The sequence below is a fragment of the Mycobacterium parascrofulaceum ATCC BAA-614 genome (assembly GCF_000164135.1).
Lineage (GTDB): Bacteria > Actinomycetota > Actinomycetes > Mycobacteriales > Mycobacteriaceae > Mycobacterium > Mycobacterium parascrofulaceum.
The window spans coordinates 303,103-316,178 of record NZ_GG770560.1 but is presented as its reverse complement, the minus strand read 5'-3'; the positions used below and the strand labels follow the sequence as shown (position 1 = coordinate 316,178).

The following is a 13,076-nucleotide window of genomic DNA, read 5'->3' as shown; positions in this document are numbered from 1 at the left end:
ACGACCCGGTTCCTGCTGCGGGCTGCGCCCCGCAATCACCCGCCTGGGATGTTTGCGAATGGTAATTGGGCCGGCGCGGGAGAACCCGTCGCGCTGGGGCCCGGCCTCCGCACTGTTGTACCCCGAAGCACCGACTACCAGCCGGGCGCGGGGTATACCCGATGGATGCGAATCCTGATGCTGACCGTCTTGTTGTGCGCAGCCGCCGTGACTGCGCCGAGCGCCGCGGCCGCGCCACTGTCGTGCGCTGATGTGGGCGGGGTGTTCGTTGCGCACGGCACCGACGGTCGCGGCGATTGCGAGTCCGCAGACCCGCGCCACAAGTGCCACATACCGCCCGACGAGCAGGATGTGTTCGACCCGACAGGCAATTACGTCGCCGGATTCACGATGAGCCCACCGTTTCCCGGCGGCTCACTATCGTTTCCAGAGATGGTGCCGGGGATGATTAAAGGGGCCAGCAACGCCGACTGCTGGAAGCTACCGCCGAGCTGACGATTCCGGCCCTGGTTATGACGAGCCACCCTCGGGAGAGCGATTCCGGCCCGATCAACTACTTGGACGCCTACGCGCTAGCTTTGCGGTCGCTGAGGCTTGGACCCGTTTTGTTGCTGTGGTCGGGATTGGTTCGCTTGCTGCTGCGCCAGCTTTGCGGCAGCGATCGCCTGCGCGTGCTCCATGCTCGGCTTTCGGCTGCGTGTCTCAATGTCGGCAGACCTGCCGGTGTCCTTGTGCTCGACCATGCCTGTGCTCCCCTCGCTAAGGATCTCGCTAGCTGACCCGCATCACGCTGTCGTCATCATCAATCATCGTCGAGTCAGGCGTGATGATCCGACGTATGAAATCTGCGACATCCTTGCGGTGCGTGGGGTCGTCTGGACGCCGATATATCCAAGAATACAGTCGTGAACGGCATATTCGCCGACGCAGCTTCGTGCGGCATCTCCGCCGCCACCGGATCAATCCGCAGAGCCGACGGACTCCACGCGTGCGCTCGCCCCAGCGGTAGGCGGGCCGACAGCGGTTCCGGCAGAATGCCCTCGGGTACAGCACCCAACGGTGCATCCGTCGCCATGTTTTCCAGCGACGACGCCACCGCCAACTCGATGAGTTCCAGGCTAAGGAGAGCTCTAGCTTGGCGATCGCTGGACGTCGGCCAAGTTCCAACATCAAATCGTCGGTAACTGTTTCGCCGGGCTCAATCCAGTTACATTCCTCGAGGACGGCGAACGCCCCAACTTGGCTCGGGTCTGTGCGCGATGCCAGGTAATTTTCCCATTCAACAATGTCCGGAAGCTCCGACTGTCGCCCGCGCAAGAAGCTAACGTCCAATGCCGTGTAGTACTGCCTCAGTGTGATGGCGGCGGCGCTGATGTTTGTGACACGAACACGCACATGAAGGACATACGCTGTCGCATCGTCGATTGGGCGCCACTGGCCGAGGATCTCATAGGAAATTCGGGGATTGAAGGTCCGCCCTCGAATGAATTTGAACCACGCCCAGACGCCGCCGATAAGCAACGCCACGGTTGTGGCAATGCTGGCGACGCCGGCCGCGATGTTCTTGAAGGTTTCGCCGGCACCCGCAGCCGCGGCCACGCGGGCCGTAGAGGCCGGAAGCCATACCTCAAGGAGCATGAAAACCCATTATCCGGGGCACGGTCAGCGCCCCTGCGTTGGAGGGCCCGCGAGGGCCAACGCGACCTCGTCGGCCGCCGCGACGAGCACTGCTGCGAGCTGTCGCGTCGAAGTCTCAGCGCCGGCCGGTGCGCCGGGATGATGGTGGGGGCGAGCGCAGGGTTCGACGGATGTCGGGTCGGGCCGCCCCCGGGGAGATCGATGGGCGGCCCGATCAACTACTTGGCGTCCGCTATTGCGTTCCGGCTCCGCACGCTGCTTAATTGCGCTGCTCAGCAGCCCAAACTTCGCAGTACTTACGGGCAGCTTCGGCATCATCCCACTCAAACAGGCTGTGCAACGGGGAATCTGGCGAGCGTGCCGCGTCGACAGCGATCTGTTCTATTAGCTCGTCGCCGTACTCGGCGGCGAGCCGTTCGAGCTCGCGCTGCTGCTCTGGAACTGAGGTCCGGCATCGCGATTCACTTCCTCTCGATAATGTGAATCCAGACGTAGTCGTCGGCCTTTACCGGGACGCCGGGGACGTCCTCGACGAACTTCACATGCCTGTCGGTGGGCTCATCTCCGAATTCGCGCGGCAGCACCTCACTGATCAGCAATGCGGTGCGCTTGTCTTCGGCATCGGTCCACGACAGGTACACGGCATGGCCGGCTGCGACCATGCCGTTGACATTTGACAAATCGTCGCCTTTCACGCGCTGCGAAATGAGCCGTACCGGTGTCTGGCGCGACGTCATCGCGCGGCCCACCCCTCGATCTCGTCAGCGGCGGCAACCAACGCGGCCGCCAAAGCGAAACCGTCAGCGGCAAAATCAGGATCGGCAATCTCTTCGATCTGCGCCGCAAGGTGCATCTCGTCAGCGAGCCGGCGCGCCGCGGGGACCTCGTACTCTGCGGGCTCACTGTCCGGCGGCCCCACTATCACCCAGCGACCTATCACTGCCCCGTCGAGTCGTTGCGCTCCCATGATGTCGATGCGGACGTCGGCGGCTTCCCGGTGCGTTCCGTCGAACAGGCGTACCTGGCTCCGCCCGTCTGTGGTGGCTATCCAGTCGCTGACGCGCGTGGCATCCAGGGGAACACGGACGTTGCGACGAAAGCCCTGATCAGGTGCGATACTCATCGTGTCGAATCTCCTATCAGATTTCGGCCATGCCCCGGGGCCGTGTCAGCGGTCGCCGGGGCCTTGATCCTCCTACATTCTTTGTGCCCGTCGACCTGTGGCCACAGCCGAAAAGTCTTTGGTGGGCGGGTAGTCGCCGTAGATGCCACGCTCGTCGCCGGCCAGATACGGCTGGTTCTGTTCGTCGGCGCGCCGCGCGATCTCCGCGCGCCGAAACCGCGCCGAAGCGCGCCGCGCTTCCCGGCGCGTGAGGATCCGATCGAGCCAGCCCATGGACTTCCACAGCAGCACCAGCGCGACGACTACGCCGGTCGCGACCGCGATCCACAGCCAGTACCGCGCCGCCAGGAACACCAGCAGCACCAGGAACAGAAAGCCGCCGTAACGCATGTCAGTAGCCGCTACCGGGTGAGGCGGGGTAGCAGCGGTACGCGCGCGGATCGCACATCGTCGGGTCGCCCCCGGGCAGCCCATAGCCGCCCGGCAGCTCCCACGTTGGCATCAACGGCCCGTTGTTGTACGGGTTCGGCATGTACTGGCAGACGTTGTATTCCGCGCACGGGGGAGCGGCGTGCGCCGACCCCGCGGCCGCGAGTACGCCGGCGCACATGCCGCCGACGATCAGCAGGGCGCCGATCAGCGGTCTCATGGTTGCGGACACTGCCGGGCCTTCCTGTCGGGGGAAGTCCACTGTGGCACCAGGCACCGACAAGGAATGGCACTCAGACGGGTTGCTAGCTCGGTGACCACGTGGCCCATATTTGGCCCATGATCTCCGATCCAGGTTAGAGATAGTGGCTATAACCTGCGTCAAAGCTGGTGCGCGATACTGGGATTGAACCAGCTCAATGCGTTTGCTGACAGATATAGGCTGACCTCGCATTTTCCGCTTTCACCTGCGTAGTTGCCCTCTATTCTGGACGGAGCTACACGGAACCATGCGGAAGCAATGTTAGCCTTGTCAGGTCATGCCGAGGTCATGACCTGACAACTGGGAAGGTGACAGTGGCGCGAGGAACTGGCCGCAAGGACCGCGCCAGCGGCACGTTCGGCAGCGTTGACAAGCTCGCAACCGGGTACCGCGCTCGCTACTACGGACCCGACGGACGCCGGTACAAGGCGCCCACGCTGTTCCTGACTAAGCGAGACGCGCGGTCCTGGCTGTCGCTGCGGCAGGCGGAAATAGTCGCAAGGGCGTGGATGCCGCCAGGAGCTGATGCGGAGCCGGCGCCCAAGCTCACGTTCACCGAATACGCGACCCAATGGCTCGCCACGCGTCAGGTCGGCGGACGGCCACTCAAGGACCGGACGCGCGAGCACTACCGCAAGCTGCTCGACGAGCACATCGAACCGACGTTCGGGTTGCTGCCCATCGCGTCGATCACCGCCGACGACGTACGCGCCTGGTACGCGGCGACGTTGACCGACAAGCCGACGATGCGCTCGCACGCCTATGGGCTGCTGCGCACGATCATGGCGACTGCCGCGAGCGACGGGAAGGTCGGCGCGAACCCTTGCGTCATCCGCGGCGCCGGGACGGCCAAGCGCGTTCACAAGGTGAAGCCTGCGACCGTCTCCGAGATTGGCGTCATCGCGGACGCGATGCCGGCGCAGTGGTCGCTGATGGTGCTGCTCGCGGCGTGGCTGGCGATGCGGTTCGGGGAACTGACCGAGCTTCGCCGCAAGGACATCGACCTGACCGACGAGGTAGTCCGCGTGCGGCGCGCAGTGGTCCGCACCGACGACGGGTTCGTCGTGACGACACCCAAGAGCGATGCCGGCGTCCGCGACGTGGCGATACCGCCGCACCTGATCCCGGCGATCGAAGCGCACCTGTCCAAGCACGTCGGGGCCAAGTCTGACGCGCTGCTGTTCCCGGCGGTCGGCGGTGGACACCTGGCGCCGGCGACGCTGTATCGGCGGTTCTACACCGCCCGCGCCGAAGCCGACCGCAACGATCTGCGCTGGCACGATCTGCGGCACTCCGGCGCCGTGCTCGCCGCGGCGACCGGCGCCACGCTGGCCGAACTTATGGCGCGCCTTGGACATTCGACGCCAGCCGCGGCAATGCGCTACCAGCATGCCGCGCAGGGCCGCGACCGAGAGATTGCGGCACTGCTGTCTAAGCTCGCGGCGAACGGATGACGACTCTTAGACGGAGGTTCGTTGCGTTCTTACGGAAGTTAGGTAATCTCTGCCGGAGCGTAGGTAATTCGCCGGTGGAGTCGAGAGACTATGAGCCCGGAGAAAAGGCCTATCTGACTCGCGCGATGGCACACTCTCTCCGAGGCGTACGTCGCAACAGTTTGAAGCCGCCTTCCTGACGTCCGCAGTCCCTATACGGGGGTCGTCGAGCGCACACAGCCGGGAAAACCAAGGCATCCCGAAATACAGCCACCGAAAGGGCTTATTTCGCAATGCCTTCAAACGAACCCGTCCCACCCAACCGACAGGAACGCCGACCTCCCGAAGTCAGGCGGCGATATGCCAAGCTGATTGAAGCTGCCGAATACCTCGGCGTCACCGATCGCACGATCCGACAGATGATCGCCGACGGGCGAATCACCGGCTACCGCAACGGCCCCCGCCTCATCCGCGTCGACCTCAACGAAATTGACGACGTTGTGATGCAGCCGTTCGGCGGTGGCGCATGAGCCCCCCGAATGAAGTCAGCCCCGGCACGGAGTCCGGGGCCGACCAAGCTGCTCAAGCTGAAAACGACGATAGCGCACCTTCGCGACAGGGGCGCGGTGCCGCGCTGCTGGCGCAGTTGCGTCGCCGCAACGATGCCGCCCGCCGGCTACCGCCCTCGCCCTACAGCGGCGGGCGCGACCCGCTGTCGCCGCGGGAACGGGTCGACGGATGGCCGCGACCATGACCGACGTCGACCGCTCCGACGAGTACGCCGAGTGGATCGCCGAGGAAGAAGCCGAGCAGCAGCGGCACCAGCTGGCGGTCCACAACGGCTGGCATCCCGACGACCCTGGCCCAACTGAGCCCGCCGGCCAGTCGGAATCCGCCGGCGAAGACCCCGACGCCGCGACAACCTGGGAGCCGGTCGAGCTCGGGCCTTACCTGCGCGGCGAGGTCGAACCCATCACGCCGTCGGTCGGCGCGTGCCGCACTGACGGTCAACGGCTGCTCTATCCCGGTCTTGAACACGCCGTCATCGCCCACACTGCCGCCGGCAAGACCTGGTTCGCGCTCGCGTGCGCAACCGCCGAACTTCTCGCCGGCAATCCCGTCGTGTATCTGCACTTCGAAGAATCCAGTGCAGCGTCGACAGTCGAACGGTTACGACAGATCGGGCTTTCACCAGACCTGATTCAGCGGCAGTTGATGTTCGTCACGCCGAGCAAGCCGCTTCGCCGCAGCTGGCTCGACGAACTACTGGCGCGCCGGCCGACCCTGGTCGTCATCGACGGTGTGAACGAAGCGATGGTGCTGCAAGGCCAGAAGATCGACCTCGAAGGCTGGTCGGTGGTGCGGCGAACGCTGATCGTGCCGTTCAAGGAGGTCGCCGCGGCCGTGCTTGAGTGCGATCACCTGCCGCTGAGCGCCGACCCGCTGCGCGGAGACGCCTACGGCACGGTCCATAAGGGCAACGTGGTCGACGGCGTGCGCTTCGCGCTGGTCCGTAAGGAACGGTTCGGCCGGCGCCGGCGCGGTCGCGCCCTGCTGTATTCAACGAAGGACCGAAACGGCCAGGTCGAACTTCACGGCAGCGACAACGACAGCGGCGCCGTGTACCTCGGGACACTTGTGGTCGACGACACCGACACCACGCCCGACTTCCTGACCCTCTATGCGCCGAAACCCGAAGAGGACACGCGACCGGACGCATCGACAGCCAAGCCGGCTGACGCGGTGTACGAAGTCGTCGCCGCGCTTCCCGAGCATGAGGTCCGTTCCAGTGACCTGCTCTACGCCGAAGTCCGCAAGGCCGGTCACCAGATCAAGGACAAGGCCATCCGAGACGCTGCCGCGGATCTGGTCGTCGCCGGACGGTTCATCGAAATGTCAGGCCGGCGGGGCGCCAGAGGTTATCGCGCAGTTGTCCCGACCTCGGCGCGGGACTCGGACGAATGAGACAGCCATCCGAGCGCGTGCCGACCTCGGCGCTCGACCCCAGCCCGGCGGCTCCCTACGGGAGGTCCGCCGGGGTGGGCCGAGGTCCGAGCCGTCTGGTCGGCGCACATCGGCGGCCGAGGTCGGCTGAGGTCGGCCGAGGTCGAACCAACGCAGCAGACGCCCACGGAAAGGGGCGCATGACGTGACCGACAACGCCGGCCACTTACTCGACTACGACCGCTCCGTCTGTCTCTGCGACGTCGGGCAGGCCGACTATTCCGCTGCCGTAGCGATCACGGCCGACGGCGACGAGCACCTGGTCCTCGCCAAGCACTCCGCGATCGGTGACCCCACCGTCTGCTACGACAGCAGCTGCCGCGAGGTCGCGCACGAACAGCTGGGCGCGCTGCCGCTCGAATACGTCCGTCGCATCACCGTCAGCAGGCGCACGCACCGCTGCGGCCGGCGGACACAAGCAGGCCGACCCTGCCGAGCGCTGGTCGCTGTTCACGGCCACCCATGCCCACGACACCGAGCGCAAGCGACGTGAGCGTCGTCGCCGCGCTGGTGTGCCACCGCAGCACCGAGACCGGGCCCATCACCGTCGAGGCGACCTACTGGGACACCACCGGGCAAGCACGACAGGCCGAAGCCGAACTCACGCCGTGCGGCCCGCTGTGCATCGGCGTTCACACCGTCGTACGCGTCGACGTCGGAGAGCAGGACTTATGAGTGGCCTTGCGCCGCAACACATCAGCGCCGCCGCTTACCTGATCGGCCAGGTGCTCGACGAGCGGCGCCGATTCGGGCATCCGATCCCGTCATGGTTGCGCGACCTCCACGAAGCGTTTTCCCGAGCCGTGTCCGCAAACGGACACCAAACGTGCCAAACCGGCTCTACCCCTTCACGCTTGGAGACGACCGCAGAACAAGCCCAACGGCTCGGCGTCAGTGAGCGCACGATCCGGCGCCGAGCAGCCCGCGAGGGCGTCAACCGGACCGCCGGCCGATACCTGTTCGAAAGGCACGACGCATGACCGACAGCACCAACCGCGACCGCAAGTTCGCGCACGCGTTCTTCACCGGAGCAGACATCCAGCCCGAGGACGACCAGGACACCAGCGAGTTCACCGACGAACAGCGGCAATGGGCGAGAGAGCTTTTCGCCGACGACGAGGACAAGCCGCTCCTCGCTGGCCTTGCCGGCGGACGCACCCACGGCCGGACCTCATCGCCCCGGGTCGAGCCCGAAGACAAGGGGCCCTGGTTCGACCGCACGCCGATCGTCGACGACTAACCCCCCGGCCCAACGGAATCACTGCTCCTCGCAGAAAGGAAAACCCAGCAATGCAGCACCTAATTTCGGCGCGAACCCACGCGCAGAATGTCGCCAAAGCCGCAGACGTACTCGGCGCCCCGCTGCCCGCCGCCTACGCCAAACAGGTCAATAAGGCGCAAGCGTTCAGCGATGCCGCCAACCGAATCGGCGTAACGACAGGCGATCTGCACGGCGCCGTCTTCGCAGCCATCGAAGCCGGAAAGGATTACCACGACGATCCCGACGTCACGCGCCTGCTGCTCGACCGCGTGCTCTCTACGCACAACATCGGCGAGTCCGCCCGCCGCCGCGGCGATGACCTGCTCGCAGCCGCGCTCGCCGACCACGGCGACGACATCCTCGCCGGCTTCGCTGACGCGCTCGACGAGCACTCGGATGGGCTCGCCGCCGCCGCCGAAGCGGTGCCCGCCATGGACCTTCGCCGCGGCGACAATGCCGCCACAAAGGGCGGTGAGGTGCTGCGGCACTGGGCAGCAGCACGCACCGCCCTCGACGCATGGAGAGCGGCTGAGCGTGGCTTCTACGCCTTGGCCACCGTCGCCGGCGTCAACTACAGCGGCCGAGGGGCCCTCGCGCTGACGCCGGCGCGGAAGGCTGACCTCGAGCCCGCATACGAGCTGGCCCGCAACGAACGGACCGACGTCGATGTGTGGGTGCTGGCGCGCCGCGGACTCCCGCTGCGGCTCGCGACATTGGGCGAGTTCATGTCGCGTTCGGCTCAGTACAGCGCCGACAAAGCCGCCGAAGACCGCGCCCGCGAACAACGCCGCCTCGAAGCCGGGTTCAACCGCTAGACCGCTTGGGCCGGCGCGCATCCCGGTGGCGTTGTGACGTAGGGCGCCAGCGCCGGCCCAAGCCCACCACCGCGACGAGGACCAGGACGTGACCGCTAACCCTCGCTACGCCAACGGGTACAGGCGGCGCCAGCTCCGGGCCCGGATCCTCCGCGAACAGGACACCTGCTGGATCTGCGGCGAAGACGTCGACGTAACAATCCCAACACCCGACCCGCTGAGCCCCGAAGTCCACGAAATCATCGCGGTGAGCCAAGGCGGGGATCCACTCGCACGAGACAACACAGTCCTGACACACCGCGCATGCAATCAGTGCGTCGGCGCCACCGGCCAGCACCGCGGAACCTGCATCCTCTGCCAACGCGAAGGCGCCAGCATCGCAGACAGCTACTACTGCACCGACGCATCCGGACGCCGCGGCCACATCAACCCAGCACCAGGCGTCCACTTCGTCACTTGGAGGACTTGGTAGCGCACCTGGTGAACCAGCCCAAGCCCCTGACCTGGGCGGGTGACCCGCCCCCGGGGCCCCCCGAGGCGACCCCATGGCCTAGCGCCTTCTGCTCCCCCCTCAGGAAAAAAACAACCGCGGATCGCGTGGGATCCGCCGCTGTGGGCCCTCGGCGAGGCTCAGCCGCCCTAGGCCCACTTGGTGGGGCGGGTGAACTGCTTACGCGTGGCCGCGTCGATAACGACGGGCGGTAGTTGGCTGTTACGGATCTTGCCCATACCGATATGGAACGAGTTCGGCATCAGAGTCTTTAGCTCGTTGCAGACCCGCCTCGGAGGGAAGGCAGCCGCAACGAACAGGTTCGGGTTGAGCTTCCGGGCGAGTTTGACTCCGGGCGCGAGGTCGCTGTCGGCCGAGATGATCAGTGCCGCGTCGGTGAGCTTGATGGAGGCGTCAGCGACGAGATTGATGGCGATGTTGACATCAGTCTCTTTTTCCTCGTAGGTCCGCCACGTGTTGCCGCACTTCTTGCAGGTCTTGTTTTTCTGCTGATAACGGCCCTCGACGATCTCAATGACCCCGGGGTTTTGCGCCTTGAGCGCGTTGAGATACCGCTGTTGGCGAGCCAGTCCGCCGGAATCATTGAGCACCGGGGCGGTGAAGTACATCACCTTTGCCAGCGAGCTCTGCGGTCTCAGGTTCTGCGCGAGGGCGACCACGTCGAGCCAGAGATGTTTCCGGCCGGATGCCTCATGCAGCCCGTGATAGAGGTTGAAACCGTCCACGTAGACGGCCAGCGTGTCAGCCACGGCGATCACCGCCCCCACGGCCACGCCCCAGGTTGGGAATGACTTCACCCTGTAGATCAGTTATAGTGTTCACGTAACCCCGCCGCCGTCCTCGGACGGTTGGCCCGACGGCCCTTCTTCGGAAGGGCCGTTTTTGTTGGTATCGCCGGCCAGCCCGTTGATCTGGTGTTTCTCCGCGTAATCGGCGAGCTTGTCGACGATCTCATAGAAGAAATTGCGGTCCTCACCGCGCAGGTTGAGGGGGTTGACGTTGACCGTCAACGACATGGTGCCGCCCGTTTGCAGCTTGACGCTCGTCTCGTACTCGGACTTCGGCGGCGGCGGAGTATTGCCGAGCTCGGCCGCGTTACCGACGCTGGTGCTGCTGGTCCGTTTCTTCGGGCTTTTGCGCTTCTGACCTGGCGAGCCCGACCCGGCTCGGGTACTCGGGAAGTGCGGGCTGAGTGGGATTTCGGCACGCCGTGCTGCATGCAGAAAGAACGTCACGGCCTTCCGTCGGGTGTCGGCGCCGTCGACTCCATACTTGTCGCGGAAGCAGTCATGGAGCTGTTGCTCTGTGCCGTTCTGGGAGGAGACGTTGAGCGCGTCGGCGTAGTACTTCTCGACCAGCACGCGCAGGTATTCCTTGCGGGCTACCTCGTTAGCGGTAGCGAATTCCACAAACTCTGGCTGGACCTTGTGGTCGTCGTCGATCAGACCGAAGGTGCGCAGCGTGGCCATCAGATTAATCTGATCAGAGCCAGATTTCGTGCCCATGAGTGACCGATCAATCGCTGGTGGCAGCGGATGCGCAGCCAGCTCGCTGACGAAGTTCCAGAGTGTGGCGAACGGCAGGTATGGCGGCTTGAAGCCACCGCGGTCCTCGTCGGCCATGTCGCACATCCTTCCCTGCATCCCGTCTGGCAGAGATCCACCATACATGCCATAAGCACATGCCACAAGCCATGCCGCAGCAGATTTTTCTTTACCAGCGCGCTGGCATGCGTCACGCTCTGCACTATGAGCATTCACGCAGGTATGAGGGTGCAGGTCACGACCGCAAGCGGCGAACAGGTGCCGATGATCTCGGTGAGCGACGTGGTGCCCGGCAGAGATATGCCGGTGGTGTGGGTGTCTTCCGTCGACGAGTACCGGGTGTCTCGCGACGCCGCATACCGAACTCCCTGGCCCTCACAGTACGTAAGGCCCGATGAGGCGGCCTCCTGAGCTATTCCGTCAGCGCCGACATCATCGCGGCCCGTATCTCGTCGTCGTCGACCGCGGTGTACCGCTCCACGACGGGGGCGGCGGCCAGGGCGCACGCGACGATGGATTCACAAACCCGCGTCATCAACGTTGGCGCCTAGACGCTTTTCGGCGACCGCAATCTGGGCAGCCGTGCCCGCCCCTCGCTCGGCTGTACACGTAAGCCGACCAGCTATGCCCGCAGTCGGGACAGATCCACCAAGCCCGCTCACCGCTACCTGCTGTCACGTCCTCAGGAGTCATCGCGCCGTTCTTGTTTGGATCCCATTGCGCCGCGATATCGGGGTTCAGGGTTGCGAGAGACTTGTCGACCCGTCGCCGCTTGATGTAGCTGGACGCGTCACTGCTGCCCCAAGGGTGGTTTGTCGTGAGGTAGTTGTCGTGTTCGGCCACTTCATAGCCGAGACTTCTCAGTTGCATCAGGACTGCCTTGGCCCGCGTGACCTCGCTTGAGTTCAGAGGTACAACGACATCGTGCGCGCCGATCGCCGGCAGGTCTTCGCGCACACGAATCACGATCCAGTCCTGCTCCACAAGCGATCGGGTCTTGCGCTCGTCCTTCTCGACGCTATCCGGGAGCTTATGAAATCTGTTGCCGTCAAACTCAATGACTACGTTCCAAGCCGAACACACCATGTCGCACTGCAAAACCCGTCCAGATGCTTCGTGGATCACTTCGTGGTCTGGGTCGATGGGTACGCCAGCGGCGAGCAGTTCATGGCGAAGACGTATTTCCTCAACGCTTGTTCCCCAGAGCGTGCACTTCGGGCACCCCCGAGCTTTGCGCCGGTTATTGATCATGGCCTGCCACTCATGACCTCTGTCGCAGAGCCACCAGACTGTCTGACCACTGTTGGCCGTGACGTCTGACGCGCGGAGCGCGCCGTTCCGGCTGGGATGCCACTGCGCGGCAATCTCGGAATCTCGCTCGGCGAGGGACTGTCCCGGTTCCGCGGCGCCGAAGTCGATCGCTCGCTTTCGGTCGGCGCAGGATCGGCATCCGTGACCTGTTGCGCGACTGTATATTGCAGCTTCCCACTCGTTGCCGCACGTCGAGCATTTCCACCACGCTTTGCGACGGCTTTTGGCTGCCACCTGATCAGGCGTTAGCGGTCCGTTGCGTGTCCGGTGCCATTCAGCAGCCGGGGCGGGGAACTTTTGGGCGAGCGAGCATTCGGGCTTGGGCATGGCATTCGCCCGCCCGGCTCGGCGCCGGCCGCACCGCGGGCAACCGGCGCCACCTCTGCCGCGACTCTGGATGATTGCGTCCCATTCGTGTCCGCATGTGCGGCATAGCCACCAGGCTCGGCGATTGCTTGCTCGCGCAACTTTCTCGGGAGTCAGTTCACCGTTGCGTGTGGGATGCCATTCGGCGGCAGCCTCGGGGAAGCGGTCTGCGAATGAGTCACCGGGCCGCGGCAGGCCTGTCCTCGCCTTGCTTGGCGCCGGCTGAGGCTTCGCCGGACCGGGAGTGCGAGAGCGGCCGCGGAGCGCTCGGCCGCGAGCGGCATAGGCGCACGGCGGACACTGCGCCCCTCTTGCGCGATTACCTATTGACGCCTCCCACTCATGCCCGCAGTTTGCGCACAGCCACCAGGCCTTGTCC

The 13,076-nt window shown here is 65.0% G+C and carries 19 protein-coding genes; 9 read left to right on the top strand and 10 right to left on the bottom strand.

Features of this window, described 5'->3' with window-relative positions:
* Nucleotides 1-495 (top strand): hypothetical protein (locus HMPREF0591_RS27790; protein ID WP_208857812.1); only part of this gene is annotated, 495 nt, incomplete at its 5' end.
* A 77-nt stretch (nt 496-572) separates the two neighbouring features.
* Here HMPREF0591_RS27790 and HMPREF0591_RS32645 read toward each other — a convergent pair.
* The 6 genes from HMPREF0591_RS32645 to HMPREF0591_RS27770 all read right to left on the bottom strand — a co-directional run bounded on the left by HMPREF0591_RS32645 (nt 573) and on the right by HMPREF0591_RS27770 (nt 3,410).
* Nucleotides 573-743: a hypothetical protein gene (locus HMPREF0591_RS32645; RefSeq protein ID WP_007172114.1), complete on the bottom strand. Its 171-nt coding sequence runs from the start codon at nt 741-743 to the stop codon at nt 573-575.
* A 28-nt stretch (nt 744-771) separates the two neighbouring features.
* Complete coding sequence (locus HMPREF0591_RS32640) at nt 772-1,638, bottom strand: hypothetical protein (RefSeq protein WP_007172113.1); 867 nt, start codon at nt 1,636-1,638, stop codon at nt 772-774.
* A 461-nt stretch (nt 1,639-2,099) separates the two neighbouring features.
* A complete protein-coding gene (locus HMPREF0591_RS27785) occupies nt 2,100-2,387 on the bottom strand; it encodes a hypothetical protein (protein ID WP_040624181.1) in 288 nt (95 codons plus the stop codon).
* Nucleotides 2,372-2,761, bottom strand: coding sequence for a hypothetical protein (locus tag HMPREF0591_RS27780; RefSeq protein WP_007172111.1), 390 nt, complete (start codon nt 2,759-2,761; stop codon nt 2,372-2,374). Before HMPREF0591_RS27780 ends, HMPREF0591_RS27785 begins: the two co-directional genes overlap by 16 nt.
* Nucleotides 2,762-2,833: 72 nt before the next feature.
* Nucleotides 2,834-3,124, bottom strand: coding sequence for a hypothetical protein (locus tag HMPREF0591_RS30475; RefSeq protein ID WP_157137586.1), 291 nt, complete (start codon nt 3,122-3,124; stop codon nt 2,834-2,836).
* 28 nt (nt 3,125-3,152) lie between these two features.
* The gene (locus HMPREF0591_RS27770; protein WP_007172109.1) at nt 3,153-3,410 is read right to left on the bottom strand and encodes a hypothetical protein; all 258 of its coding nucleotides are present in this window, start codon (nt 3,408-3,410) and stop codon (nt 3,153-3,155) included.
* A 356-nt stretch (nt 3,411-3,766) separates the two neighbouring features.
* Between HMPREF0591_RS27770 and HMPREF0591_RS27765 the strand changes: the two genes are divergently transcribed.
* The 7 genes from HMPREF0591_RS27765 (at nt 3,767) to HMPREF0591_RS27730 (ending at nt 8,965) form a co-directional block, all read left to right on the top strand.
* Nucleotides 3,767-4,906: a tyrosine-type recombinase/integrase gene (locus HMPREF0591_RS27765; protein ID WP_007172108.1), complete on the top strand. Its 1,140-nt coding sequence runs from the start codon at nt 3,767-3,769 to the stop codon at nt 4,904-4,906.
* A 272-nt stretch (nt 4,907-5,178) separates the two neighbouring features.
* Complete coding sequence (locus HMPREF0591_RS27760) at nt 5,179-5,415, top strand: excisionase family DNA-binding protein (protein ID WP_007172107.1); 237 nt, start codon at nt 5,179-5,181, stop codon at nt 5,413-5,415.
* Between the two features lie 208 nt (nt 5,416-5,623).
* Nucleotides 5,624-6,850 carry a P-loop NTPase family protein gene (locus HMPREF0591_RS27755; RefSeq protein ID WP_007172106.1) on the top strand — a complete coding sequence of 409 codons (1,227 nt, stop codon included), beginning with the start codon at nt 5,624-5,626 and terminating at the stop codon, nt 6,848-6,850.
* Nucleotides 6,851-7,034: 184 nt separating this feature from the next.
* Nucleotides 7,035-7,382 carry a hypothetical protein gene (locus HMPREF0591_RS27750; RefSeq protein WP_007172105.1) on the top strand — a complete coding sequence of 116 codons (348 nt, stop codon included), beginning with the start codon at nt 7,035-7,037 and terminating at the stop codon, nt 7,380-7,382.
* Complete coding sequence (locus HMPREF0591_RS27745; protein WP_040624178.1) at nt 7,379-7,564, top strand: hypothetical protein; 186 nt, start codon at nt 7,379-7,381, stop codon at nt 7,562-7,564. The genes HMPREF0591_RS27750 and HMPREF0591_RS27745 overlap by 4 nt, the downstream gene beginning before the upstream one ends.
* Before the next feature lie 301 nt (nt 7,565-7,865).
* The gene (locus HMPREF0591_RS27735) at nt 7,866-8,129 is read left to right on the top strand and encodes a hypothetical protein (RefSeq protein WP_007172102.1); all 264 of its coding nucleotides are present in this window, start codon (nt 7,866-7,868) and stop codon (nt 8,127-8,129) included.
* A gap of 50 nt (nt 8,130-8,179) precedes the next feature.
* A complete protein-coding gene (locus tag HMPREF0591_RS27730; protein ID WP_007172101.1) occupies nt 8,180-8,965 on the top strand; it encodes a hypothetical protein in 786 nt (261 codons plus the stop codon).
* 639 nt (nt 8,966-9,604) lie between these two features.
* Here the strand turns inward: HMPREF0591_RS27730 and HMPREF0591_RS27725 are convergent.
* Together HMPREF0591_RS27725 and HMPREF0591_RS27720 are read right to left on the bottom strand one after the other, a co-directional pair.
* Entirely contained in the window at nt 9,605-10,273 is a 669-nt protein-coding gene (locus HMPREF0591_RS27725) for an NYN domain-containing protein (RefSeq protein ID WP_208857811.1), read from the bottom strand.
* Nucleotides 10,274-10,294: 21 nt separating this feature from the next.
* On the bottom strand, nt 10,295-11,098 hold the full coding sequence (locus HMPREF0591_RS27720) for a hypothetical protein (RefSeq protein WP_139093928.1): 804 nt from the start codon (nt 11,096-11,098) through the stop codon (nt 10,295-10,297).
* A 126-nt stretch (nt 11,099-11,224) separates the two neighbouring features.
* Between HMPREF0591_RS27720 and HMPREF0591_RS27715 the strand changes: the two genes are divergently transcribed.
* Nucleotides 11,225-11,431, top strand: a complete 207-nt coding sequence (locus HMPREF0591_RS27715; protein ID WP_007172097.1) for a hypothetical protein — start codon at nt 11,225-11,227, stop codon at nt 11,429-11,431.
* Nucleotide 11,432: 1 nt separating this feature from the next.
* Here HMPREF0591_RS27715 and HMPREF0591_RS34490 read toward each other — a convergent pair whose 3' ends face one another.
* Together HMPREF0591_RS34490 and HMPREF0591_RS34485 are read right to left on the bottom strand one after the other, a co-directional pair.
* Nucleotides 11,433-11,555: a hypothetical protein gene (locus tag HMPREF0591_RS34490; protein ID WP_007172096.1), complete on the bottom strand. Its 123-nt coding sequence runs from the start codon at nt 11,553-11,555 to the stop codon at nt 11,433-11,435.
* A partial coding sequence (locus HMPREF0591_RS34485) for a zinc-ribbon domain-containing protein (protein WP_083802079.1) occupies nt 11,555-13,076 on the bottom strand: 1,522 nt, incomplete at its 5' end. The genes HMPREF0591_RS34485 and HMPREF0591_RS34490, both read right to left, overlap by 1 nt.